This window comes from Bradyrhizobium sp. LjRoot220 (genome assembly GCF_964252915.1).
Lineage (GTDB): Bacteria > Pseudomonadota > Alphaproteobacteria > Rhizobiales > Xanthobacteraceae > Bradyrhizobium.
The window spans coordinates 132405-152533 of sequence record NZ_CAXUPS020000009.1; the positions used below are offsets into that span (position 1 = coordinate 132405).

The window sequence follows — 20129 nt, forward strand, 5'->3', positions numbered from 1 at the left end:
CCGGCATTCGTGAAAAGGCCCTCATGGCCTTCCAGAACCTGCTGGTGCAGCTGTGGAACGAACCGGGCGAACCAACTCCGTATGAAGACTCGCAGGACTTAGCTTTGGCCTGGTTCACTGATCCGAAGGCCAAGGAGGAAGTGGCGGAGATCCTCGGTCGCTTTCATCTCGATGAAACCGCCATCGAAGCCGAAGCGATCAAAAGCCTGGCGGCCGAATTGGAAGTGCTCGACCGGATGCTGATGACGCTGGAAGTTCGTCGCAACCGTGCGATCCGAGGAGTCGCGGAGTGTCGCGAGACCTTTGCCAAGCGGGTGGAGGAAGGATCAGACAGAATCATCGAAGCCGAGACAATCCTTCGGCTAACCGATGATGGTGTCCCGCGGCGAAATTCTCGCTTTCAGTGCCGCTTCGCCAGGCTGTCTCGCGTTGTGTCCAGGGCTGGTGGCATTACTTCAACGTATTCGCAATGAATTGTGGTCGGCGTTCGATTACCATCAAACAGGACGCTGATGCTATTAACGTAGACGCTCCCTCCAACAATTGTTCCCGTCTTGTTGGCAAGGCGCGCGCAGCGTGACGCACCAAGAGAACTCATTCGAACGCGAACGCCAATCGATAGATTGGACTTCATTGGTCCAGTCCCAGGCTGTGATTCAGTACAAACTATTCTAACACGTGATGATATTCGGGTGGATGCGGCGCAACCGGAGTATCTCCTTCGCAAAAGCGATCTCGGGGTACCCCGATTGAGCCATAGACCCGGCGCGCCGTCGAGCGACAGTCTATCTGCGATTCGATCAATCGTGATCAACGCAGGCTGAGCACCGCGCCTCGTCAATCAGAACTATCGTCGTCAAAAAATGTTCACCCGCCTTGGTTTTTAGCTTTTGGAGCGGAGGGAAAAATGCGCATTGTCCTGCCATACACAGCTATTGTCTGGTGTATCGCTCTTGCGATTTGGATCGCTTTGGGCACGGCGCTATAGCGGGCGCCTCGGCATCTCGTGGAGATTAAAGATCGTTAGTCGAGAGCACCTTCGTGTGGCACCGTGGCATTCCGCAGCGTGTCTGATGCCCTAGCCAACCTGCCGCGCTTGAAGCATCGGGACCGATCACGGCAGACGATATCTGTAAACCACTGCCGGCCGGAAAGACGCCAGCGGCCACCCGGAAGCAAAACCTACAGGCCGCAATCTTGGTGATCCAGAGCGCCCGTAAGGGAGCGGCAGTGACGGCGGGAGGCTTTCCGCTACGCTAGCGGTTGAACGCCGCCGCTAACGGAGGGCGGCCTTACCTTAATACTCTGAACGAGGTACTTCCTATGGGGTATGCTCGGGTGCTCTAAGCATGAACAAACCCGTCCCAAAAACGGAACGGTCCGCAGTGCGAAGAGGCGACCTTATCAGCCTTTCGGTGCAAAGAAGCCTTTCTTTAGTGTGTGAGCCTGCGTTTCCATCTCGCGCTTGCGAGCAGGCCTGTCGCGCTCCAACGCAAACATGTTAACTCGGGCCTCTCTCCAGCGACGCTCGGCCTCCCTCAAAAGGCATTTGTCCAATGGGTCGATCTGCTTGAAACGCCGTTCCGCCATGGCGCTCTCCTCTCCACTAGCGGAAGGCGGGCGAACTTGGCGGCGTTCTTGTCACCTTCGCTCATGTTCCTAACTAGCCCCACGGCCGATATGCTAAAGCCGTCATTTTTTATTTGTCTGTTCGGTACCGGACTCAAAACAGACCGATGCGATTTTTAGTCAGGCGACTCGGGGTCGCACGATTCCCAACGCTGCCCGACAGCGAACGTCGGGAACAAGTGGCAATAGCCGACGTTGAGGCCGGTGTCCGTCAGACGCGCGGACACGCAACTTACCCGGCCTCAGCGTACGTCCCCTAGGCGCTGGGGCCGTTTCGCAACTTCGGAACGGGCAAGGAGTCGCCTCAAAGCTCCCCGGTCCACGCCCCAAGCCCCCAAGCCCGGAGAAAACCACCCACCGGGTTGGCGGTCTTGGCGCAGCGTAGCGTTTGAGCGCTGGGACCGTTTGTTCTTCGAGCCGCACATCCCGGTGTTCGACAGGTCGGCCCGCGACGATGGGACGTTCTCCCGCGAAGACTTCGCCTACGATCAGCAAGCCGACATCTACCTCTGTCCAGCTGAATGACGAGGCAACACAGCTCAGGTAACGGCGCGGACCACCGACGCCGACACGAAGCGAATGCCTCCCGCGCGTCACGCAGGTAATCCCGACAGGTCACGGCCTGCGAGACGGATTGGCGATAGCCGTTGCTCAGTGCGATCGCGATGAGACCGCGCGGGGCTTTAAGATCCCACTGGCCTGCGCTTGCGCGAAAAGGCGCTTCGCGAGCGCAATTTCCGCATCGGTGTAAAGAGATGACTTACGTGGCATGATGTTCTCCAAAGGTTGAAAGTGGCCCTCGGAGAAAACTGCCGCACACGACGCGCCCCTCCGCGGGGCTGCGCCGGTTAACCTCCAACGCTGGGGAGGGACGGGGCCCTGATCGGAATCGGGGCCGACGGCGAAGCGCTCCCCCCGCTTGACAGTGGCGTCATTCGGGACGTGCGTCCTGTGCGCACACATCCTCTCTTGCGCCGAACAAAGCTCGGATTCAAACCTCGCTCTCGTCCACGGTGCGGTGACGAGCTTGAAAACGCGAGTCACGTCACGTGGTTCGGTGACGCCGGGACGCTGCGTCGAATTGTTGGCAATCATCTGCCCATTCAGGTTGCGGAATGGATTGTAGCCGTCGTCTTCGACATTGGCATAGTTGCAGATTTGCTCGCCGATACTGCGCACGCGGTCGCGGGTTTCCAGCTTTCCCTTGGCTTCGTATGAACGCATGAAAGCGAGCACATCCGGACGCTTGATGTCCTGCCTGCACAGCTTGCCGAAGCGATCCTCGACATAGCCGACGCGGAGCTCAAGCACCTCGATGGTCTTGGGGTCGCGCACCGCGACGATCCTGCCGCGTTTGACTTTCTCGACCCTCTTCTTCGCGAGCCACTCGTCGGCCCTTTGCTCGAAAGGCCGGGCGGCCGCCTGCCTGTGCTTGTCGAGCTGCTTCTCGGTGCTCGGGTCTTTGCCTTCCTTGAGCAGGTCTTTGGCTTTGTCGCGCTCGCACCGCGCGTCGGCGAGGGAGAACGTGCCATCCCTGCCGTTGGCGTACGGGCCGATAGAATAGGTTTTCTGACGGCCGTGAAAGCGGTAGCCCATCTGCCAGAGGTTGGAGGCAGTGTTGCCGGGCCGGTTCTCGTCCGGCGTGACGAAGAGATAGAGACCGCCCCCGGTCACGTCAGAAATCTTGGCGGGGCAACCACGCGCCATCGTCGAATCTCGGTCGGGCGGCGCGGCAGTCGACGTCGGTCCTGATCTGGTTTGGATTGGCGCCCGCGCCATCATTCCTGCGGGCCATCTGCTCAATTCCCTCGTTCGGGAATAGCGAAATTAGCCGTGAATATTTGGTCCCCCGATACCAACAAAAATACCAACAAAACGGACGGCTGGAGTGAGTTACACGGGATTGGGGGACCGCTGATGTATTCAAATTCCGATTTGCTGCCGCGAACTTTTAACTGTTGCTTTCAATTCGCCGCGAAAATCGGGAATCGAACAAAGCCATTAAGCCATTGTTATTGCTAATGTTTTTTCCTTGGTGCCCCTGGCCGGAATCGAACCAGCACTCCTTGCGGAACTCGATTTTGAGTCGAGCGCGTCTACCAATTCCGCCACAGGGGCATTCGGGGATCGGCCTGAAGGGCCGGTGCCGCGAAGCCGGCGGAATATAGCGGGCGGTTTCCCCCGGTCAACCCGCGCGGATGTGATTGTCCCGCGCCTCGACAGGGCCATATCAGCGGGATAGGACCTTGTTATAATTGGAGAACGCCCCGTGACCTTGAATGCCACCGCCCATCCCTTGCATGCGCGGGGTACGGCCAATCCGGCTGCCGTCGCGGCGCTGGCGATTGCGGCGATTGCGGCGGCGACCCTGGCGGGGGCCTGGTTCTTCCAGCTGGTGCTCGATATCCGGCCCTGTCCGCTCTGCCTCGAACAGCGCTATGCCTATTATCTGGCAGTCCCGCTCGGACTTCTGGTCGCCTTCGCGGCTTCCCGGGACGCCCCCCGCCCGGTGGTGCTGGCCGGCCTGGCGCTGCTGGCGCTGGCTGCCCTCGCCAACGTCTGGCTCGGCGGCTATCACGCCGGCGTCGAATGGAAGTTCTGGCAGGGCCCGACCGATTGCTCCGGTCCGCTCGTCGATCTCGGCAGCGCCGGCAGCCTGCTGCAGCGGCTCGACACCGTGAAGGTGATCCGTTGCGACGATGTGCAGTGGCGTTTTCTCGGCCTCTCGCTCGCCGGCTACAACGTGCTGATCTCGCTGCTGATGGCCGGGATCGCGGCGTGGGGAATCAGGAAGACGTCCAGAGCCTAGACCCATAGTGAGGAGGCGCTTGCGCCGTCTCGAACACGCTTTGCCCTTCGGGCTACGCGTGGCGCAGCCACTCACCAAAAAGGACAAAGCGTGCCCGGCGAAGCCCAACGGGCGAAGACGGGCTATCAGGATGAGGTCTTAGCGCTAATCGTCCACGTCTTCCTGCGGCCGTCCGAACAGATGGACGATGCCGGGTGTCGTGATGGAGACGAACACGAAGCGCGACAGATGATGCGCGCCAACGAAAATCGGGTCGATATGCAGCGTCAGCGCCAGCGCCAGCATGGCGTCCATCGCGCCCGGCGCGAACGCCACCACGACATCGGCCAGCCGCACATTCGTGGTCAGCGCGATAATGGCGACGAAGACCGCCGAGATCACGATCGCGACCGAAAACGAGCCCAGCCCGGCGTTGACGTGGCTGAGCAGGGTCGAGCGCTTCACCCGCGCAAAGCGCGTGCCGATCACCGCGCCGATGCCGACCAGCGCTATGCCGCGCATCCAGGGCGGCAGGCCGCCCTCGATCATGTCAGTGCCGTGCAGCAGGCTGGAGGCGATCATCGCGCCGAACATCCAGCTTGCCGGAAATTTCATCATCAGCAGCATCAGCGCGACCGCGATTCCCGCTGCAATCAGCGCCGCCAGTTCGAGCGGCGAGGCGATGATGGCGGTCACCGTTGCCGGCGCCGATGGCGCGATCCCGGTCAAGGCCAGCAGCAGCGGCAACGCGGCGGTCAGGATGATCACGCGCATGGTCTGTACCACGGCGATCCCGGCGACATCGGCCCCCTTCTCGGCGGCGAGGATGGTGATTTGCGACAACGCGCCGGGGCTTCCCGCCAGCAAGGCCGAGGTCTGGTCCCAGCCGTGGAAGCGTTGCAGATAGAGGCTGCTGCCGAAGGTCGAACAGAAGGTGGCCAGCGCGAGCAGGCCAATGGTCAGCGGATAGGAGCTCATATGCTGGATCAGCTGCCGCGACACCAGCGAGCCCAGCGTGATCCCGAGCAGCAGCAGCACGCTCTGCGTCAGGATCGGCGGCATCGCGAGCGGCCGTCCGCAAATCGCGGCGATGCCGACCGCGAACATCGCGCCGGAAATCAGCCCGCCCGGCAGGTTTACCCAAAGAAACAGCAAGCCGCCGGCGGCGCCGAGGACGATCGTCTCGAGCGTGGAGAGAATCTTGGCACGGTCAGGAATGGCCGACGCCATTGATGCGGGGATCAGGCTCACGCCGCCTTATGGCAAATCCCGCATCGCGGGACAAATGCGCCACGCGATTGCTGCAATGCGTAGGCCGGCCGCGATCCGGCCCGGCGCGGGCGGTCAAACCGCGGGCAAGCAAATGGCGCCCGCGAGGGTCCGCAGGCGCCATCTAATACCGTGAAACGGCAGATGCGTTGTAGCCCTCGCGCCGGGCGGGACAGCGAAAGCGGTTACTTCGCCTTGTCGGCGGCGGCCTTTTCCTTGTCGGCAAATTCCTTTTTGCAGGCGGAACGGAATTTTTTGCGTTCCTTGCCCTTGAGTCCCTTCTCGTCGGCTTGCTTGGAGCATTCGAGGGAGCCGGGGGTTCGCGGCTTCGCTTCCTTCTTTTCGGCCGGCGCCTTGGCTTCGGTCTTGGCTTCGGTCTTCGGCGCCTCGGTCTTTATCGCCGGCGCTGCCGTTTGCGGCGACGCGGCACCCATCAAGAACAGCGAAGCAATGGCGGTCGCGGTGATCAGGGAAGAGATCTTCGTCATGGAGGGTACCTCGGATTGAAAGCGAGGGCGCGACCGTCGCGCCGCAATGCTGAACGTCAAGTGAATGGACCGGAATATCGGCTTTTTTGACAGCCAATTTATTTTGAACGGAAAATCGTGCCTCGCGTTGTCGCAAGCTGTGGTTGCGCTAGGATGGGAGGTGCAGATGACTATGACTACCCAAGGGAGCCTTAGGATGACCAATCAAGCGAAAATGCTCTGCGCGATGGCGGTGTCGGGTTTTGCGGCGTTCATGGTGACGTCGCCGGCGCAGGCCCTGACCGCGCAGGAATGCAGCGCGAAATACCAGGCGGCCAAGACCGCCGGCACGCTCGGCGGCCAGAAATGGAATGACTTCCGCAAAGCGCAATGCGGTGCGGACGCCACCGCCGCGGCACCGACTGCCGCACCAGCCGCGGCTCCGGCTGCCAAGGAAGCCAAGAAGGAAGCGCCTGCGAAGGAAGCTACCGCGCCGGCGGTGCCGTCGGGGCCTGCGGTCTATCCGAGCGCGGTCGATCCGAAATATTCCAAGGAGACCGCGGGCAAGGCGCGCATGCACACCTGCGTCGACCAGTACAACGCCAACAAGACCACGGGCGGCAATGGCGGCCTGAAGTGGATCCAGAAGGGCGGCGGTTACTACAGCGAATGCACCAAGCGGCTGAAACCCACCGCGTGAGCCAAGGCTGAAATCGGCAGGTTCGTGTCACCTCTCCCGCTTGTGGGGGAGGTCGGCGCGTCAGCGCCGGGTGGGGGCTCTCTCCACGCGAACGGTCTGACTCGTGGCAACACCCCCACCCCAACCCTCCCCCGCAAGCGGGAGAGGGAGCTCACCTCCAGCGTGGATGCTGTTCGTTCTAACTCTTCGCCTAACTTTCATCCGACAGCAGTTTCTCGGCTGACTTTGCGATCAGCTGCGCACGCTTGCGCGGGCTGCGTTCGAGGAACAGCAGGCTCTGGCCGAAGATGAAGCAGTAGAACAGGAACGCCTGCGCGTCGGCCTCCTCTGCCGCCAGCCCTGCCGTGCGATAGAGCTGTCCGACATTTTGCAGGCGCGCGGCGTCGACGCTGGCGACCGCGGCAGCAGCGGCCTCATCGGATCGCGCCCATTGCCGGATCGCAAGCTCCACCGCCATGCCCTCGGTGTTCATCCGCTCCGAATAGAGCGCGACCAGCGCCCGCAGGCGTTCGCGCGCGGTGGCGCCATCGAGGCTGGTCTGCCTTTCGATCGCGGCGATGCGCCCGGCGCTCCAGTTCTGCAGCATGCCCGCCAGCAGCGCCGCACGATCCCTAAAGCGGCGATAGAATCCGCCCTTGGTGACGCCGAGATTCTTCGCCAGCACTTCCACCCGCACGCCCTCGACGCCGGTTCGCGCGATTTCCGCCAGGCCGGCCTCGATCCAGGTCTGGTCCTTGCGGTTCTCGTCCTTGCGGCTCTCGCTCTTGCCGTCGGTCATGTCAGCGACTCACCAATTCCTGATACGGTGCCGTATTGCTACTCCGCCCGAACCTTGATACGCTACCGTATCAAGAATCGAAGCAAGAATCGAACGACGGGAGCGAACGATGGAGACGGACGCGACTGGTGCCGGCATGAGCGGCATGGCGCGCTTCCAGCCGAAAAATCCGGATTATCGCGAGATCGCGATCGATACGTTCGAGCGCCAGCACGCGATGCGCACGCTCGGGATTTCGATCGCGCGGCTGGAGCCGGGCGAGGTCGATCTCGCGATGGCCTATTCGCCCGATTTCACCCAGCAGAACGGTTTCGTGCATGCCGGGATCATCACCGCCGGGCTCGACAGTGCGTGCGGTATTGCCGCCTTCACGCTGATGCCCGTTGGCTCCGACATCCTGACCGTGGAGTTCAAGACCAATCTGCTGGCGCCGGCCCGCGGGCGACGCTTCGCGTTCCGCGCCACCGTCGTGAAGCCGGGCCGTACGCTGACCGTGTGCGAGGGCCGCGCCTACGCCGAGCATGACGGCGCTGAAACTCTGGTTGCGACCATGACGGGCACGCTGATGGCGCTGCCGCGCCGCGAGCGTGCGGCGTCGAAAGAGAACGTACACGCGCGGGCCTGACCGCGGGCATTGCTGGCGCGCTGAGCTCTGTGCAGTGCAGGTTTGTGCTGCGGCCATGGCGGTCTGCAGAAATTTCTCCTATAGCGGTTTCAAGCGAAGGGGATTCCCGGTTCGCGCGAATCAGGAAGCCAACCCGCCGTGCACATGAGTTTTCCGTCTTGATCATCTCCACGACGCAAAGTGTGTTGGGACTGGCGTCGGGGATGCTGGTCGGGTTTTCGCTCGGCCTGGTCGGCGGCGGCGGTTCGATCTTGGCGGTGCCGCTGATGGTCTATGTGGTCGGCGTGAGTGAACCCCATGTTGCGATCGGCACCAGCGCCATTGCGGTGGCCGCCAACGCCGCGGTCAATCTGTCCAACCATGCGCGCGGCGGCACGGTGGTGTGGTCCTGTGCGCTGCTGTTTGCCGCGGCGGGGATGGTCGGCGCGTTCGGCGGATCGATCCTCGGCAAGATGGTCGATGGCAAGAACCTTCTGGCGCTGTTTGCGCTGGTCATGATCGTCATCGCGCTCCTGATGCTGAAGACGCGGGCGCGGATCGGGCTGCCTGATGTCAAGATGTCGATGTCCAACATGCCGGCCATCGTCAGCCTTGGTCTCGCAACCGGAACGCTATCGGGCTTCTTCGGCATCGGCGGCGGATTCCTGATCGTGCCGGCCCTGATGCTTGCCACGGGAATGCCGATCATGAATGCGGTCAGCTCCTCCCTGGTCGCCGTCACTGCGTTCGGCATGACCACCGCCGCGAGCTATGCCTGGTCCGGCCTGATCTCCTGGGCGCTGGCCGGATTGTTCGTGGCGGGCGGTATTGCCGGCGGATTGGCCGGTACCCGCGCCGCGCGCCACCTCGCCGAGCGGCGCGGCGCGCTCAACATTGTGTTCGCCGTGGTCATTATTGCGGTGGCGCTCTATATGCTGGCGCGTAACATATCGCCACGTTGGGCGTAGACAGGGTGGGCGAGACCGTCGCGAGAGCAGCATGTACAAATCGAATAAAACAGCCGGAACCAATCCGGGACTCAGCCGGCGCGAAGCGCTTGGCTTGTTTGGCGCAGGCGCAGCGCTATTTGGCGCCGCCGCGCTGCCGCGTTCGGCGTTTGCACGTGATGACGACGCGGTGCTGACGGAAGCGCTGGTGCTGCGCGATCCGGAAATTCCAGCGGCCGGAAACCCCGATGGCGACATCAGCATCGTCGAATGGTTTGACTACAATTGTCCGTATTGCCGCAAGATCGCGCCCGAGATCGCGCAGGTCGTGCAGGATGACGGCAAGGTCCGCCTGGTGTTGAAGGATTGGCCAATCCTCGGCGACGTTTCCAAAATCACGGCACGGATGGCGCTGGCCGCCAAATATCAGGACAAGTTCATGCCGGCGCACGAGGCGATGATCGGCGTCAGCTCGCGGCTGACCGAGGCGCGCGCCCGCGAATTGCTTGCCGCGAAGGGTATCGACATGGATCGCCTCAACCGCGATCTCACTGCCAATGCCAAGGCGATCGACGCGGTTCTCGCGCGCAATCACACCCAGGCCGAAGCCTTCGGCTTCCGCGGCACGCCGTCCTTTATCGTCGGCAAGTTCCGTGTTCCAGGCATCCTGACCATGGCGGAGTTCGAAATGGTCATCAAGGACGCGCGCAAGGCCAAGGCGAGCAATTAACCAAGGCGAGCAATTAATACGAATTGAATTGGATCGATGCGGCTTCGTATTCGGCCACATGGTTCGACCGGCGACGCAATTGCATCGTCCGGAGACGCACGGCGTTGCCGTGCCATGAGAGCTTAAGATTTAAATCAAGGTGCAAGACCTCAACCTGAGGAGGCGCGATGCGTCGTCTCGAAGGATGAAGGCGACGACGGCGGCTGGTTACTTCGACGCGATTTTGGTCCACTCCTCCTGGGCTCGCGTTTTCAGCGTCCTCAAGTCGGAAGCGGCGACATCCCAGTTGACGATGGTGCGGTTGGTCTGCGCGACCTGACCGCTCACTACACTCGAAGTGTTCATCGAATCATAGACATAAACGCCGCAAACCAGCAGCAGCGCGCCCAAAATCATTCCCAGAAACACTCGCATGACATCCTCCGGTGATGCGCGGACAACGCGGCCTGTTGGGGAAAGTTCCTTGTCGGGCCTATTTGCCGATCCGGATGAAGCGTTCCACGAGGAAATCGACGAATAGTCGCGCCCGGACCGGCAATTGCCGGTCAAAGGCGTGCACGACGTGCATCGGAACCGACGGCATCGCGACGTCAGGCAGTATTTCAACCAAGCGACCGGCAGCAAAATCGTCCTCGACGCCGAAACGAAGCACCTGGGCGATGCCGGCGCCGTGAAGCGCGGCGTGATAGAGCGTAATGCCGTCGTCTGAATCAAGCACGCTTTCGGGGGTGATGGTGGTGCCATCGGCGAAAGCGAATGGATAGGGCTTTCCGGCAAGCAGATAGCGTAGGCAAGCATGCTTGCGCAGTTCTTCGATCATTCGCGGCGCGCCGCGCGCGGCGATGTAACCGGGTGAGGCGATCATCGCCATCGGCAGATCCGCAAGCTTGCGCGCGGTCAAATCGGTATCGGCGAGATCGCCGATACGCAACGCGACATCAAAACCTTCCCGGATCAGGTCGGCATGGCGATCGCTGACGCTGAGTTCGAGTTTGACGTGGGGATGCCGCGCCAGGAACGCCTGCGACCATTCCCCGACCAGCATTCGCCCGATAAACACCGGCGCCGTGACGCGCAACAGGCCGCGCGCGCTCGCGGCCATCTGGACGACATCCTCGGCGTCCTCGATTGCGCGGAGTAGCGGCGCGACGCGCTCGTAATAGGCCGCACCCTCAGTGGTGAGGCTCAGCGTCCGCGTCGATCGCTGCAGCAGCCGAACCCCGAGCCGCCGCTCCAGCCGCGCGACGCTTTTCGAGACGGCCGACGCGCTGGAGCCGATAGCGCGGCTGGCGTTCGAGAAGGAGCCGGAATCCACGGTCCGCACGAAGGCGACCAGGCCGGCGGTTTTTTCCAGGATGGTGGTCATTCCGGAGTTCCAGGCACAAATCCTTTTATTGCTGTGATCCTAATAAGCCATTCAGTCCGAAGTAGATAGCGGGGTACGAAGCGCCGGCAACAGGGCCGGCCATCAGGAGAATTCAAATGAGTGATCTCAAGGGCAAGGTGGCGATCGTCACGGGGGCTTCGAAAGGCATCGGCGCCGGTATCGCAAAAGGTTTGGCCGCGGCGGGCGCCGCCGTCGTAGTGAACTATGCTTCCAGCCGCGAAGGCGCGGATCGCGTGGTGGCCGACATCACGGCCAAGGGCGGCAAGGCGATCGCGGTGCAGGGCGATGTCGCTGATGCCGCCGACGTCAAGCGCCTGTTCGAACAGACCAAGGCGTCGTTCGGCACGTTCGACGTGCTGGTAAACAACGCCGGCGTCTACCAGTTCGATCCGCTCGAGAAGATGACCGAGAAGGAGTTTCACCGCGAGTTCAACACCAACGTGCTGGGTACGCTGCTGACCATCCAGCAAGCGCTGAACTATTTCGGCCCGCAGGGTGGCAGCGTCATCAACATCTCGTCGATCGCGAGCCTCAATCCGACGCCGGATTCGGTGATCTATGCCGCCACCAAGAGCGCGGTCGATTCGATCACGCGCAGCCTGGCGAAAGAGTTCGGCGCGCGCCAAATCCGCGTCAACGCAATCGCGCCGGGAGCCACCGTATCGGAAGGGATCGAGAACGCCGGCCTATTGGGAGGCGAAGTCGAAAAGCAGGTCATCGGCATGACGCCGCTCGGCCGCTACGGCCAGCCCGACGACATCGCGAAGGTCGCGGTGTTCCTCGCATCGGATGCTTCGGCGTGGTTGACCGGCGAACGAATCTCGGCGTCCGGCGGCTGGCGCTAAGCCGAGACGAGCAGGGTTTTGCCGCATCACGCGATGCGGCGAACCCGCGAGGTGATGCTACGATCTCACCTTCGCAGGGGCAGACGGTGCGGGTGCCGCAACCGGCACCGTCGTCGCCAGACTGAGTGATTTCAACTCGTCCGGCCTGAATACGAACAGCTTGTCGTGCGGCGTTTCCATCGCGTGGACCCAGACCTGCAAGCTAATGCCCATGTCGCCGAGGTAGCGCTGGCAGAGCGCCGAGATTTTCTGCGCCATGCTCATCTCGTCGCGTGGCGGCGGGCCATTGGCCGTGGTCGCGATGGCCGCGACCTGATGCACGCCGATAATCGCCCCGTCGCCCGCGCGCCGCTCGACGCCGCCGGCGAACATCAGCGCGCATGACGAGGCGCAGTATTTCCCGGCCTCGACTTCGGTTGCGAGGTTCTTCTCGCGGATCAGGCGCCCCATCGCGAGTGCGTCGACGACCGAACCTCCCGGCGAATTCAGAACGACGGTCTTGATGTAGTCGCCGCGCTTGCCGACCTCGGCGGCAAAGGCCTGCGAAATTCCGGGCGTGATCGTGCCGTTGGCCATCAGCTTGCCGCCGCCGACCAGCTCAAAGGTCATCGGCCTTGCCAGCGCGCCTTCCGGCTGTGGCAAGGGGGTCAGGCGTTTATCGCCGCCGGGCAGAAGCGGAGCCAGGATCGATGGGACGACGCTGGGAAGATCGAGCGAAGAAGCGTCCCGTTTGATCTCGGCCGGTGATGCCGCGGGACCGTGCGGCGCGATCCAGCCATTGGCGCCAGTGAGGTCGGTGGCGAGCGCAGCGAGAATCGCGGCAATCAGGCCGCGAAAAATCCAGCGCAGCATGACTTCGTCTGCGCTGTCCGAGAGCCAATGGTGAAAGCGTTCCGCAATGGTCGACATGTCAGCGCTATTTGGGGTGTCGCGCCGAGGACAGCGACGTCACGTTCTCGTCTGCCGGCGCTGGTTCAGACGGCGGCCCGGAGGCGATCTGTTCTTGCTTCGGCACGACGCGGCGGGCCTCCTCGACCTCACGCGCCATCTGCATGGCCGCGACCAGTTCTCCTGCGGTCATGTCGGAGGCACTGACCGCCGGCAGGCCTTCGCGCCGGATTGCAGCATGAACCACGCAGAGGATCAGCACCAGCACTGCCGGCATCAGGTCGATCGAGATCGCGCCGGCCCAGCTCGGGATGAAGTCGCTGGCATAGCGCAGCACGGCTTCCGCTGGCGAGAGCGACTGAAACCGGCCGGGCTCGACCCGCGGCATCGCCAGGATCTTGTCGGCAGCATCCGAGAGCGAGGCCGCTTGTGCCGCGATCGAACTTTCCACCTTGCCGACAACAGCGGTCTGCCGCTCCGCGAGATCGCCGGCGCGGCCACCGGCGGCCGGCGCGATGAAGCCCGACGACAGCGATGTTGCGGCCCGTTTCACCGCCGGCGCAACCGAAGTCTGCTGCAGATTGGCAATCACACCCATCAAGGCCAGCGATTCCGACGCGAAGGCGTCGCTGCGCGCCGAAATCGGGCCGCGATCGGAAATCAGCTCGCGCATCTTGGCGAGATTCTTGCCGCCTTGCTCATACAGCGCCGAGACACGTTTGCCGGAAGCCTGGACTTCCTGTCCCAGACCGTCGAGCTGTCCCGACATCTGGGTCAGCAGCTGCACCACGGTGCCCGAACCGGCGGTGCCGGTCAGCGAGCCGGCGCGCTCGGCATCGGCCAGTTTGGCGAAGCGGGACGAGGCGAGCTGAATATCCGGCAACAGCCCCTGCGCCGCGATCGCGTTGGTGTTCGCGGTATCGAGATCGCGGGTATAGTTCTGCACGGTGATGGCAAGATGCTGCTGGATGGCGGCCGCGCCGGCGAGCGCCGAGGCGTTGAGCCATGACGACATCGCGACGATCATCACCGACCCGAGCAGCATGCAGCCGAACATCAGCGCGCGACCGCGGCGGCCGGTCACGTGCGGCATGAACTGCATCAGGAAAATCCAGAAGGCGTAGATGCCGACCGACACCGCGACGGAATAAATCACCGCCGCGAAGAACACCGTCGTCTGGCTGCCGTTCAGCAGTTCGCGAACACCGAGATAGGTGTAGACGCCGGCCGCGAGCGCCAGGATGGCGGTCGTCAGCTTCAGCGTTGTTTCGAGGCGGCTGACGCCTTTGGAGAGCACCAGGGATGTCGAGAGGGGTGAACGCGATGTCGATGCGGAGAAAATACTGGAGGGCATGAAAATCCTGTCGCGGTTTCAACGCGCGCTGACGAGGCCCCCTCGTTCGTTAAGTCCCTCACTTTTGATGATAAATTCAGACGAGATTATGTCTCTTTGTACGGGAACCGCGCGCGGTCAATTCCCGCGCAGCCACGCCAGCATCTTTGCGTTCATCTCGCGCGGGTAGGTATGGCTGAGATCGTCGAGCTCGCGGTAGGTTACCTCGGCGCCGGCCGCCGACAGCAACTGCCTGGTTTGCCGCGCCACCTGCACCGGGAACATCCAGTCGAGTTTGCCATGCACGAGGTGGATCGGCAGGCCGCGCAACCTTTCGGCGTCGGCCATCTCCGCCATCAGCGGATGGAAGGTCGCCGAGACCGGGGCAAGGTGGGTGAACGGCGAGGCGCTTTCGAGCCCGCTGACAAAGCAGAAGGTGCCGCCGTCGCTCATGCCGGTCAGCAGCATTTTGGTGGCGTCGATGTTCCAGCGCGAGCGCACCGAATCCAGGATGCGCAGCAGGTTCGGCGTGTCGGTGTCTTCGCCCATCAGCGCCCAGGTCGTCTTGCTATTTGAAGTATTTGCTGTAGCCGTCGGTGCGATCACGATGGCGCCGTGGCTGCGGGCGTCGCGCAGCCAGCTCCACAGAAAACCGCGGCCATGGCCACTGCCGCCATGCAGCGCCATCACCAGCGGCCAGGCGCGGTCCGGCGTATAATATTCCGGCACATAGAGCGAGAAGCCCCCGCGGCTGCCGGGCTCGTTGTGGTCGTGAAAGACGCCGGTGTTTTCGTTCGCGGGCGCCGCCAGTCGCGCAGCGAGATCGGGATCCTCGCGCAACGAAGGCTCGACGAAGAAATCGCTCACCGGCGGCAGTGTCGCGACCAGCGTGTAAAGCGCCTCCTGCGCGCGCGACGAATGGCGCAGCGCGCGAAACACGCTGATGAGATCGCCATTGCCGTTCGCTACGTCGCGCAGGCCGTCGAAGGCGGCGAGCGCCGCGTCGCTGGCGGCTTCCAGCGCGGTCCCGATCCCATCGAATTCCGCGGGCCATTTTGTCAGTCGCGGGAGCACCGCGCGCAACGCCTCGTCCGGCGTACCGGCCGCCTCCATCACGCGGCCGAAATCCGGCGGGTTGAGGTGGCGCGCGACGAAGCCGAGCGCCTCGAGCGATTGCAGCAGCGGCGGCAGCACGGCCACGATGTCGTCCACCACGGCCTCGCTCATCGCGCATTCCTTGCTTTTATTGAAATCGCCTCAGTGCGGTCGTCTCAGTGCAGTGAAGCTGTCTCAGTGCAGTCGCCTCAGTGGAGCCTTGGCGCCTTCAGCAGCTTGGCGCGGTCGACCGAGCTCAGCACCACGTCGAACGTGACGCCGTCATGATAGACCGTCAGCGGCACGTCGACGCCGGCCGGCCCCAGCGACCAGAGCTTTCGGTAGAAGCCGGTCTGGCTGGTGATCTTGTCGCCATTGACCGCGAGGATGACGTCGCCGGTCTTGATTTCGGCGCCCGCCGCCGGACCCTTGCCGGCGAGGCCGACCACCACCACGCGGTTGTCGATCTCGGTCGTGAACATCCCGAGCCAGGGCCGCGCCGGCTTGTTGACGCGGCCGAATTTGCGCAAGTCGTCGAGCACCGGTGTCAGCAGGTCGATCGGCACGATCATGTTGACGTGCTCGGCCTTGCCCTCGCGCTCGCGTTCGAGCTGCAGCGAGCCGATCCCGATCAGTTCGCCGCGGCCGGAGATCAGCCCGGTGCCGCCCCAATTCGGATGCGCGGGATGGGTGAAGATCGCCTCGTCCAGCAGGTACTCCCAATAGCCGGCGAATTCCTGCTTTGCCGCGATCCGGCTCGCGACCGAGCGCGTGCGTCCGCCGGCGCCGCCGAGCACGACGCGGTCGCCGATCTTGGTGGCGGCCGAAGAGCCGAGCGGCAGCGGCTCGATGTCGAGGTGCCCGAGCGCCTGCACCAGGCCGAAGCCGGATTCGAAATCGAAGCCGAGCGGATGGCCCTGCATGACGCGGCCGTCACCGAGATGCAGCCAGACGGTTTCGGCCTCGGTGATGAGATAGCCGATGGTCAGCACCAGCCCGTCGTCGATCAGCACGCCATTGCCGGCGCGCTCGGTGCCGAGCGTCTCGGCGCTGAAGGCGTCCGCCGGAATGATCGAATGCAGCCCGACCACCGCGGCCAGCGCACGGTCGAGATCGAAACTGTAATCGCCCGGGCGCGGCTGGTTGGCCGGCGGCACTTTCCATTCGGTCAAAGCGGCCATCGAGGTCTCCCATGCAGTTGCGCGTCCGCTACCAACGCCGCAAAACCCGGATAGATCAGTCCTTGCAGGATTATATCAGCGAAATGGCCCCGGATCGAGATCGCAGATCGAATGCCAATCGCGATTCGCGGCACGCGGCAGCAACGCGATCAGCTCCGCCACTCCCGATAGTCGCGCTTGACCTTGTCCGCCGCAACCTCCGCCGCGGCGTTCAGCCAGCGGCGCGGGCGCTTCGCAAGGTCCGCCTTCAGTTGCTTGACTGGTACTGAACCTGCGGCATGGATCGATGCAACGTCGGACCCCATCGCCCGGACCAGCTTGAGCTGCAGCTTTTTGCCGGCATCGGCGCCGAGCTCGATTTTCTTGGCATCGGCGGCGACGCGCCGAAACACGAATTTGTGGTCGACGCGGAGAAACGGATCCGGCGCGCGATGCCGGCCGTTTGCCAGCGTGAGGAAATTCGATTTCTCGGGTTCTGCCGCGCCGTTGGCCCAGCTCCACGCCGAGGGCACCAGCGCCTTGGCCTCACGCAACACATGGCCGCCGTGCCACTGGCCGACCGCGGCGTAACGCGGCCGCCCCAGGCTGCCGCCGCCCTTGCGGAGCAGGCGGCACAATCGAAGCGTCTTCCCGTCCGTGCCGTCAGGCATGCTTGCGATCAGCGCTTTGGCGATCGCGGGCGGCGGCGCGTATTTCGGATAGTCGGCGACTTCTTCCCAGAACGCCTTCAGCTTGTCTCCCTCGGGCTCGGCAAGGCGGCGCAACCAGGATTTTCCTTCGAACAGCAGCGCCGGCTGCGGGTCGTCGAGGCCCTCGCGATAACCCCTGAGCACAGCGTTGACGGCAAGCCTGGGATCGACCGCCGGATTCGACGCCAAATGAATACTGGTGGCCAGCCGGACCAGATCGAGCACATAGGGCATCACAGCCGCTTCATCGAAGTCGTTGACGCCCCAGACCAGGCGGCCGTCCGCATCGCGCCAGGTTCCGAAATTCTCCAGATGCAGATCGCCGATCGAAAGCAGTTGCGGCGCATCCATCAATTCCGGACACCAGTCGCCGATCTTCCTGGCCCAGCGAAAATAGGTTGCCCGCAGGAAGATGAAGGGATCCTTCCTCATCCGCTTGTGCTTGTAGATGATGTCCTTCTTGACGACGTCGCACTGCGTGGCGAGCCAGGTTTCGTACGCCTTGTTGTCGCTGCGGAAGGACATTGGTATTCCTATGCTGTGGAGCCGGTTGCCGTCCGGCACGCCGATCGATGCACCCTAAGTCACGTAGCGCCAGTATTCCTTGACCGCAACTTACGACCAACTGACCAGCAGCTTTCCTGTTACAAGCGTATCGCTTTAGATATGTGGAAGAACTCGCCATGAGCCTTTTCGATGGAAAGCCAGAATCGCTAAGCGAGGTGGTCCGTCGCGTCAAAGCCGGCGAACAGAAGTTCGACCCGTCGCTTCGCGAATTTCTCGATTCGTTTTATTCGAACGTGGACTCGCGCCAGCGGGCGATCGAAGAGCGGCCGGCTTCCATCGATGCCCTGCATGATGCCTATGTGGCTGCGGTCGCAGAGCACCTTGCGCGTGTTTACGGGTTGCCGATACCGGATTGGAGCGAGACCCATGGCAATGGGCTTCGCGAACCGTTCTTCGCCGGCGGTCTGCAGTCGCTCAAGGGGGTATTGACTGCCGAGAGCCCCACGGCCTTTCGTCGGCGTCTGCTGTTCGTCAGCAAGGACGCGCTATCGCGGCCGAGAATGTAGTCTATTTCGGCTTTTCCTCACCCCGCCTTCGCCGCTGCCCGCGCCGGCAGAATCCGGAACGCGCGATTCTGCTTCAGCCAGGCCGCGCGTTCGTCGCGCAGCAGGGTGCGGCGGACCTTGCCGGAATCATCGCGCAGCCCGACGCTGACCACTTCAAAACTTTCCGGGTGCTTGTAGCGGCTGAGCAGGTCGGACAGAAAATCGCCCATGCCGTCGGCAACCGCCTGCGCATCGGTGTCGGGCCCGAGTTCCAGGATCGCGTGCACGCGTTGCCCGAACTCGGGGTCGGGCAGGCCGACCACGACGCAGGAGCGAACCTGCGGATGCGCCGATAACGCGGCCTCGATTTCGGCCGGATAGATGTTGGCGCCGCCGCGCAGGATCATGTCGGCGAGCCGGTCGCCGAGATAGAGATAGCCGTCGGCATCCAGCCTGCCGACATCGCCGAGCGATTCCCAGCCGTCGGCGCGGCGCTTCGGCTCGGCGCCGAGGTAATGATAGGTGCAGCCGGCGCCGTCATTGGGCAGGAAATAGATCTCGCCGGTCTCGCCGGTGGCGACCTCGTTGCCGTCCTCGCCGATGATGCGCAGCCGCGCGGTCTCGCCGATCTTGCCGACCGAGCCCTTGTGTTCGAGCCATTCGACGCCCGAGATGATGGTGGCGCCCTGCGCTTCGGTGCCGCCATAGAGCTCATAGATGCGCTCGGGCCCCAGCCACTCGATCCATTTTTCCTTCAGCCATGGCGGCATCGGCGCCGCCATGTGAAACACGGTTTGCAGGCTGGACAGGTCGTAGCGGCTCCGCACCTCGCCGGGTAGCGCCCAGATCCGGTGCATCATGGTGGGCACGAAATTGACCCACTGCACGCGATGGGCCTCGATCAGGCGCAGGCACTCCTCGGCGTCGAACTTGACGAGGCCGGTAACGCGTCCGCCGTGGAACAGCGCGGTGTGCGAAACGATGAAGGGGGCGTTGTGGTAGAGCGGGCCGGGGTTGAGCAGCGACGCACCGATCGGCATGCCGACCGCGGCAGGCCCCGCAGTATCGATCACGGCGGGCCGGTGGTCGAGGATCACCTTGGGCCGCCCGGTCGAGCCGCCGGAGGTCATCGCCTTCCAGTAGCGCGCCACCGGGTTGTCGATCGGCTCGGTGGAAAAACCGTCGGCTACGAAATCGGCCGGCAGCGAATTCGGCGCATTCCAGTCCGGCTGGCCGCCCACCACCAGCGAAGGTTTTAGAATTTCCAGCACCGCGGCGGCTTCGCCGCGCGGCAACCGCCAGGTCAGCGACGTCGGCGTCGCCCCGCATTTCCACACCGCAAACGTCGTCTCGAAAAACGCGTTGCTGTTGGGCAGCCCAATGGCAACGAAATCGCCGGGTTTTACACCTTTGGCCGCAAAAGCCCGGGCGCGGGCGTTGGCGTTGCGCTCCAGCTGCTCCCAGCTCAGCGTATCCGCGCCATGGCTGACCGCGATCGTGTCCTGCGGTTTGCGCTCGGCATACCAGCGCGGCACCTCGGCGAGGGGAATCAACATGGGGCGTTTCCGTTATGGGGCGATGTGGTTCGGATGAGGCCGCGATGGCAACCACTGGCACTTCACCAGCAGGAGACATTGTCACTCAAGACGGGCGCAGCGTCCATATTGCCGCAGACAATAGCAACGCCCGATTGGGGAGCGTTCACCTCATTGCGCGGCTTGGGGGCCTGACCGACGACGTCCATCGC

General features: G+C 63.3%; 21 protein-coding genes and 1 tRNA gene. 8 read left to right on the plus strand and 14 right to left on the minus strand.

The features are described 5' to 3' along the window. Positions 1 to 23 precede the first annotated feature (23 nt). Entirely contained in the window at positions 24 to 473 is a 450-nt protein-coding gene (locus ACSQ84_RS29615) for a hypothetical protein (RefSeq protein ID WP_436215268.1), read from the plus strand. Between the two features lie 931 nt (positions 474 to 1404). Here the strand turns inward: ACSQ84_RS29615 and ACSQ84_RS29620 are convergent. The 3 genes from ACSQ84_RS29620 to ACSQ84_RS29630 all read right to left on the minus strand — a co-directional run bounded on the left by ACSQ84_RS29620 (position 1405) and on the right by ACSQ84_RS29630 (position 3747). Then, positions 1405 to 1590: a hypothetical protein gene (locus tag ACSQ84_RS29620; RefSeq protein ID WP_436215269.1), complete on the minus strand. Its 186-nt coding sequence runs from the start codon at positions 1588 to 1590 to the stop codon at positions 1405 to 1407. Positions 1591 to 2280: 690 nt separating this feature from the next. Beyond that, positions 2281 to 3336 carry a tyrosine-type recombinase/integrase gene (locus ACSQ84_RS29625; protein ID WP_436215270.1) on the minus strand — a complete coding sequence of 352 codons (1056 nt, stop codon included), beginning with the start codon at positions 3334 to 3336 and terminating at the stop codon, positions 2281 to 2283. Between the two features lie 326 nt (positions 3337 to 3662). Further along, positions 3663 to 3747: transfer RNA gene (locus tag ACSQ84_RS29630), tRNA-Leu, on the minus strand. A gap of 178 nt (positions 3748 to 3925) precedes the next feature. Between ACSQ84_RS29630 and ACSQ84_RS29635 the strand changes: the two genes are divergently transcribed. Next, positions 3926 to 4438, plus strand: coding sequence for a disulfide bond formation protein B (locus ACSQ84_RS29635; protein ID WP_436215401.1), 513 nt, complete (start codon positions 3926 to 3928; stop codon positions 4436 to 4438). A 144-nt stretch (positions 4439 to 4582) separates the two neighbouring features. Here the strand turns inward: ACSQ84_RS29635 and ACSQ84_RS29640 are convergent, their stop codons facing one another. Together ACSQ84_RS29640 and ACSQ84_RS29645 are read right to left on the minus strand one after the other, a co-directional pair. Beyond that, on the minus strand, positions 4583 to 5668 hold the full coding sequence (locus ACSQ84_RS29640) for an AbrB family transcriptional regulator (RefSeq protein WP_436215271.1): 1086 nt from the start codon (positions 5666 to 5668) through the stop codon (positions 4583 to 4585). 203 nt (positions 5669 to 5871) lie between these two features. Continuing rightward, entirely contained in the window at positions 5872 to 6174 is a 303-nt protein-coding gene (locus ACSQ84_RS29645) for a PsiF family protein (RefSeq protein WP_436215272.1), read from the minus strand. A 196-nt stretch (positions 6175 to 6370) separates the two neighbouring features. Between ACSQ84_RS29645 and ACSQ84_RS29650 the strand changes: the two genes are divergently transcribed. Then, positions 6371 to 6853 carry a hypothetical protein gene (locus tag ACSQ84_RS29650; protein ID WP_436215273.1) on the plus strand — a complete coding sequence of 161 codons (483 nt, stop codon included), beginning with the start codon at positions 6371 to 6373 and terminating at the stop codon, positions 6851 to 6853. Positions 6854 to 7043: 190 nt separating this feature from the next. Here ACSQ84_RS29650 and ACSQ84_RS29655 read toward each other — a convergent pair whose 3' ends face one another. Continuing rightward, entirely contained in the window at positions 7044 to 7631 is a 588-nt protein-coding gene (locus tag ACSQ84_RS29655; protein ID WP_436215274.1) for a TetR/AcrR family transcriptional regulator, read from the minus strand. Positions 7632 to 7776: 145 nt separating this feature from the next. On the opposite strand from ACSQ84_RS29655, the gene ACSQ84_RS29660 reads away from it, so the two are divergent. From ACSQ84_RS29660 to ACSQ84_RS29670, 3 genes are all read left to right on the plus strand, one after another. Beyond that, on the plus strand, positions 7777 to 8256 hold the full coding sequence (locus ACSQ84_RS29660) for a PaaI family thioesterase (RefSeq protein ID WP_436215402.1): 480 nt from the start codon (positions 7777 to 7779) through the stop codon (positions 8254 to 8256). A gap of 161 nt (positions 8257 to 8417) precedes the next feature. Beyond that, on the plus strand, positions 8418 to 9203 hold the full coding sequence (locus ACSQ84_RS29665) for a sulfite exporter TauE/SafE family protein (protein ID WP_436215403.1): 786 nt from the start codon (positions 8418 to 8420) through the stop codon (positions 9201 to 9203). A 31-nt stretch (positions 9204 to 9234) separates the two neighbouring features. Beyond that, on the plus strand, positions 9235 to 9912 hold the full coding sequence (locus tag ACSQ84_RS29670; protein WP_436215275.1) for a DsbA family protein: 678 nt from the start codon (positions 9235 to 9237) through the stop codon (positions 9910 to 9912). A gap of 207 nt (positions 9913 to 10119) precedes the next feature. Here ACSQ84_RS29670 and ACSQ84_RS29675 read toward each other — a convergent pair whose 3' ends face one another. Beyond that, positions 10120 to 10326: a hypothetical protein gene (locus ACSQ84_RS29675; protein ID WP_436215276.1), complete on the minus strand. Its 207-nt coding sequence runs from the start codon at positions 10324 to 10326 to the stop codon at positions 10120 to 10122. 58 nt (positions 10327 to 10384) lie between these two features. Next, positions 10385 to 11278: a LysR family transcriptional regulator gene (locus tag ACSQ84_RS29680; RefSeq protein ID WP_436215277.1), complete on the minus strand. Its 894-nt coding sequence runs from the start codon at positions 11276 to 11278 to the stop codon at positions 10385 to 10387. A gap of 116 nt (positions 11279 to 11394) precedes the next feature. Here ACSQ84_RS29680 and ACSQ84_RS29685 point away from each other — a divergent pair, with 116 nt between their 5' ends. Then, positions 11395 to 12144, plus strand: a complete 750-nt coding sequence (locus ACSQ84_RS29685) for an SDR family NAD(P)-dependent oxidoreductase (protein WP_436215278.1) — start codon at positions 11395 to 11397, stop codon at positions 12142 to 12144. A 57-nt stretch (positions 12145 to 12201) separates the two neighbouring features. Here ACSQ84_RS29685 and ACSQ84_RS29690 read toward each other — a convergent pair whose 3' ends face one another. The 5 genes from ACSQ84_RS29690 to ACSQ84_RS29710 form a co-directional block, all read right to left on the minus strand. Then, on the minus strand, positions 12202 to 13053 hold the full coding sequence (locus tag ACSQ84_RS29690) for a hypothetical protein (protein ID WP_436215279.1): 852 nt from the start codon (positions 13051 to 13053) through the stop codon (positions 12202 to 12204). A 7-nt stretch (positions 13054 to 13060) separates the two neighbouring features. Further along, positions 13061 to 14386, minus strand: coding sequence for a hypothetical protein (locus ACSQ84_RS29695; protein ID WP_436215280.1), 1326 nt, complete (start codon positions 14384 to 14386; stop codon positions 13061 to 13063). 117 nt (positions 14387 to 14503) lie between these two features. Then, the gene (locus ACSQ84_RS29700) at positions 14504 to 15592 is read right to left on the minus strand and encodes a phospholipase (protein WP_436215281.1); all 1089 of its coding nucleotides are present in this window, start codon (positions 15590 to 15592) and stop codon (positions 14504 to 14506) included. 77 nt (positions 15593 to 15669) lie between these two features. After that, positions 15670 to 16641 (minus strand): S1C family serine protease, encoded by a 972-nt coding sequence (locus ACSQ84_RS29705; protein WP_436215282.1) that lies wholly within the window; start codon positions 16639 to 16641, stop codon positions 15670 to 15672. A 149-nt stretch (positions 16642 to 16790) separates the two neighbouring features. Beyond that, positions 16791 to 17855 carry a DUF2252 family protein gene (locus ACSQ84_RS29710; protein ID WP_436215283.1) on the minus strand — a complete coding sequence of 355 codons (1065 nt, stop codon included), beginning with the start codon at positions 17853 to 17855 and terminating at the stop codon, positions 16791 to 16793. 143 nt (positions 17856 to 17998) lie between these two features. Between ACSQ84_RS29710 and ACSQ84_RS29715 the strand changes: the two genes are divergently transcribed. Next, entirely contained in the window at positions 17999 to 18403 is a 405-nt protein-coding gene (locus ACSQ84_RS29715; protein ID WP_436215284.1) for a hypothetical protein, read from the plus strand. Between the two features lie 17 nt (positions 18404 to 18420). Here ACSQ84_RS29715 and ACSQ84_RS29720 read toward each other — a convergent pair whose 3' ends face one another. Then, positions 18421 to 19938 carry an AMP-binding protein gene (locus ACSQ84_RS29720; protein ID WP_436215285.1) on the minus strand — a complete coding sequence of 506 codons (1518 nt, stop codon included), beginning with the start codon at positions 19936 to 19938 and terminating at the stop codon, positions 18421 to 18423. Positions 19939 to 20129: the final 191 nt, after the last annotated feature.

What these genes read in the sequence shown, in the direction of transcription:
- ACSQ84_RS29615 (WP_436215268.1), top strand. Translation starts at nt 24, where the DNA reads ATGGCCTTCCAGAACCTGCTGGTGCAGCTGTGGAACGAACCGGGCGAA.
- ACSQ84_RS29670 (WP_436215275.1), top strand. Translation starts at nt 9,235, where the DNA reads ATGTACAAATCGAATAAAACAGCCGGAACCAATCCGGGACTCAGCCGG.
- ACSQ84_RS29680 (WP_436215277.1), bottom strand. Translation starts at nt 11,278, where the DNA reads ATGACCACCATCCTGGAAAAAACCGCCGGCCTGGTCGCCTTCGTGCGG.
- ACSQ84_RS29660 (WP_436215402.1), top strand. Translation starts at nt 7,777, where the DNA reads ATGGCGCGCTTCCAGCCGAAAAATCCGGATTATCGCGAGATCGCGATC.
- ACSQ84_RS29695 (WP_436215280.1), bottom strand. Translation starts at nt 14,386, where the DNA reads ATGCCCTCCAGTATTTTCTCCGCATCGACATCGCGTTCACCCCTCTCG.
- ACSQ84_RS29625 (WP_436215270.1), bottom strand. Translation starts at nt 3,336, where the DNA reads ATGGCGCGTGGTTGCCCCGCCAAGATTTCTGACGTGACCGGGGGCGGT.
- ACSQ84_RS29685 (WP_436215278.1), top strand. Translation starts at nt 11,395, where the DNA reads ATGAGTGATCTCAAGGGCAAGGTGGCGATCGTCACGGGGGCTTCGAAA.
- ACSQ84_RS29655 (WP_436215274.1), bottom strand. Translation starts at nt 7,631, where the DNA reads ATGACCGACGGCAAGAGCGAGAGCCGCAAGGACGAGAACCGCAAGGAC.
- ACSQ84_RS29710 (WP_436215283.1), bottom strand. Translation starts at nt 17,855, where the DNA reads ATGTCCTTCCGCAGCGACAACAAGGCGTACGAAACCTGGCTCGCCACG.
- ACSQ84_RS29650 (WP_436215273.1), top strand. Translation starts at nt 6,371, where the DNA reads ATGACCAATCAAGCGAAAATGCTCTGCGCGATGGCGGTGTCGGGTTTT.
- ACSQ84_RS29705 (WP_436215282.1), bottom strand. Translation starts at nt 16,641, where the DNA reads ATGGCCGCTTTGACCGAATGGAAAGTGCCGCCGGCCAACCAGCCGCGC.
- ACSQ84_RS29690 (WP_436215279.1), bottom strand. Translation starts at nt 13,053, where the DNA reads ATGTCGACCATTGCGGAACGCTTTCACCATTGGCTCTCGGACAGCGCA.
- ACSQ84_RS29675 (WP_436215276.1), bottom strand. Translation starts at nt 10,326, where the DNA reads ATGCGAGTGTTTCTGGGAATGATTTTGGGCGCGCTGCTGCTGGTTTGC.
- ACSQ84_RS29645 (WP_436215272.1), bottom strand. Translation starts at nt 6,174, where the DNA reads ATGACGAAGATCTCTTCCCTGATCACCGCGACCGCCATTGCTTCGCTG.
- ACSQ84_RS29700 (WP_436215281.1), bottom strand. Translation starts at nt 15,592, where the DNA reads ATGAGCGAGGCCGTGGTGGACGACATCGTGGCCGTGCTGCCGCCGCTG.
- ACSQ84_RS29720 (WP_436215285.1), bottom strand. Translation starts at nt 19,938, where the DNA reads ATGTTGATTCCCCTCGCCGAGGTGCCGCGCTGGTATGCCGAGCGCAAA.
- ACSQ84_RS29620 (WP_436215269.1), bottom strand. Translation starts at nt 1,590, where the DNA reads ATGGCGGAACGGCGTTTCAAGCAGATCGACCCATTGGACAAATGCCTT.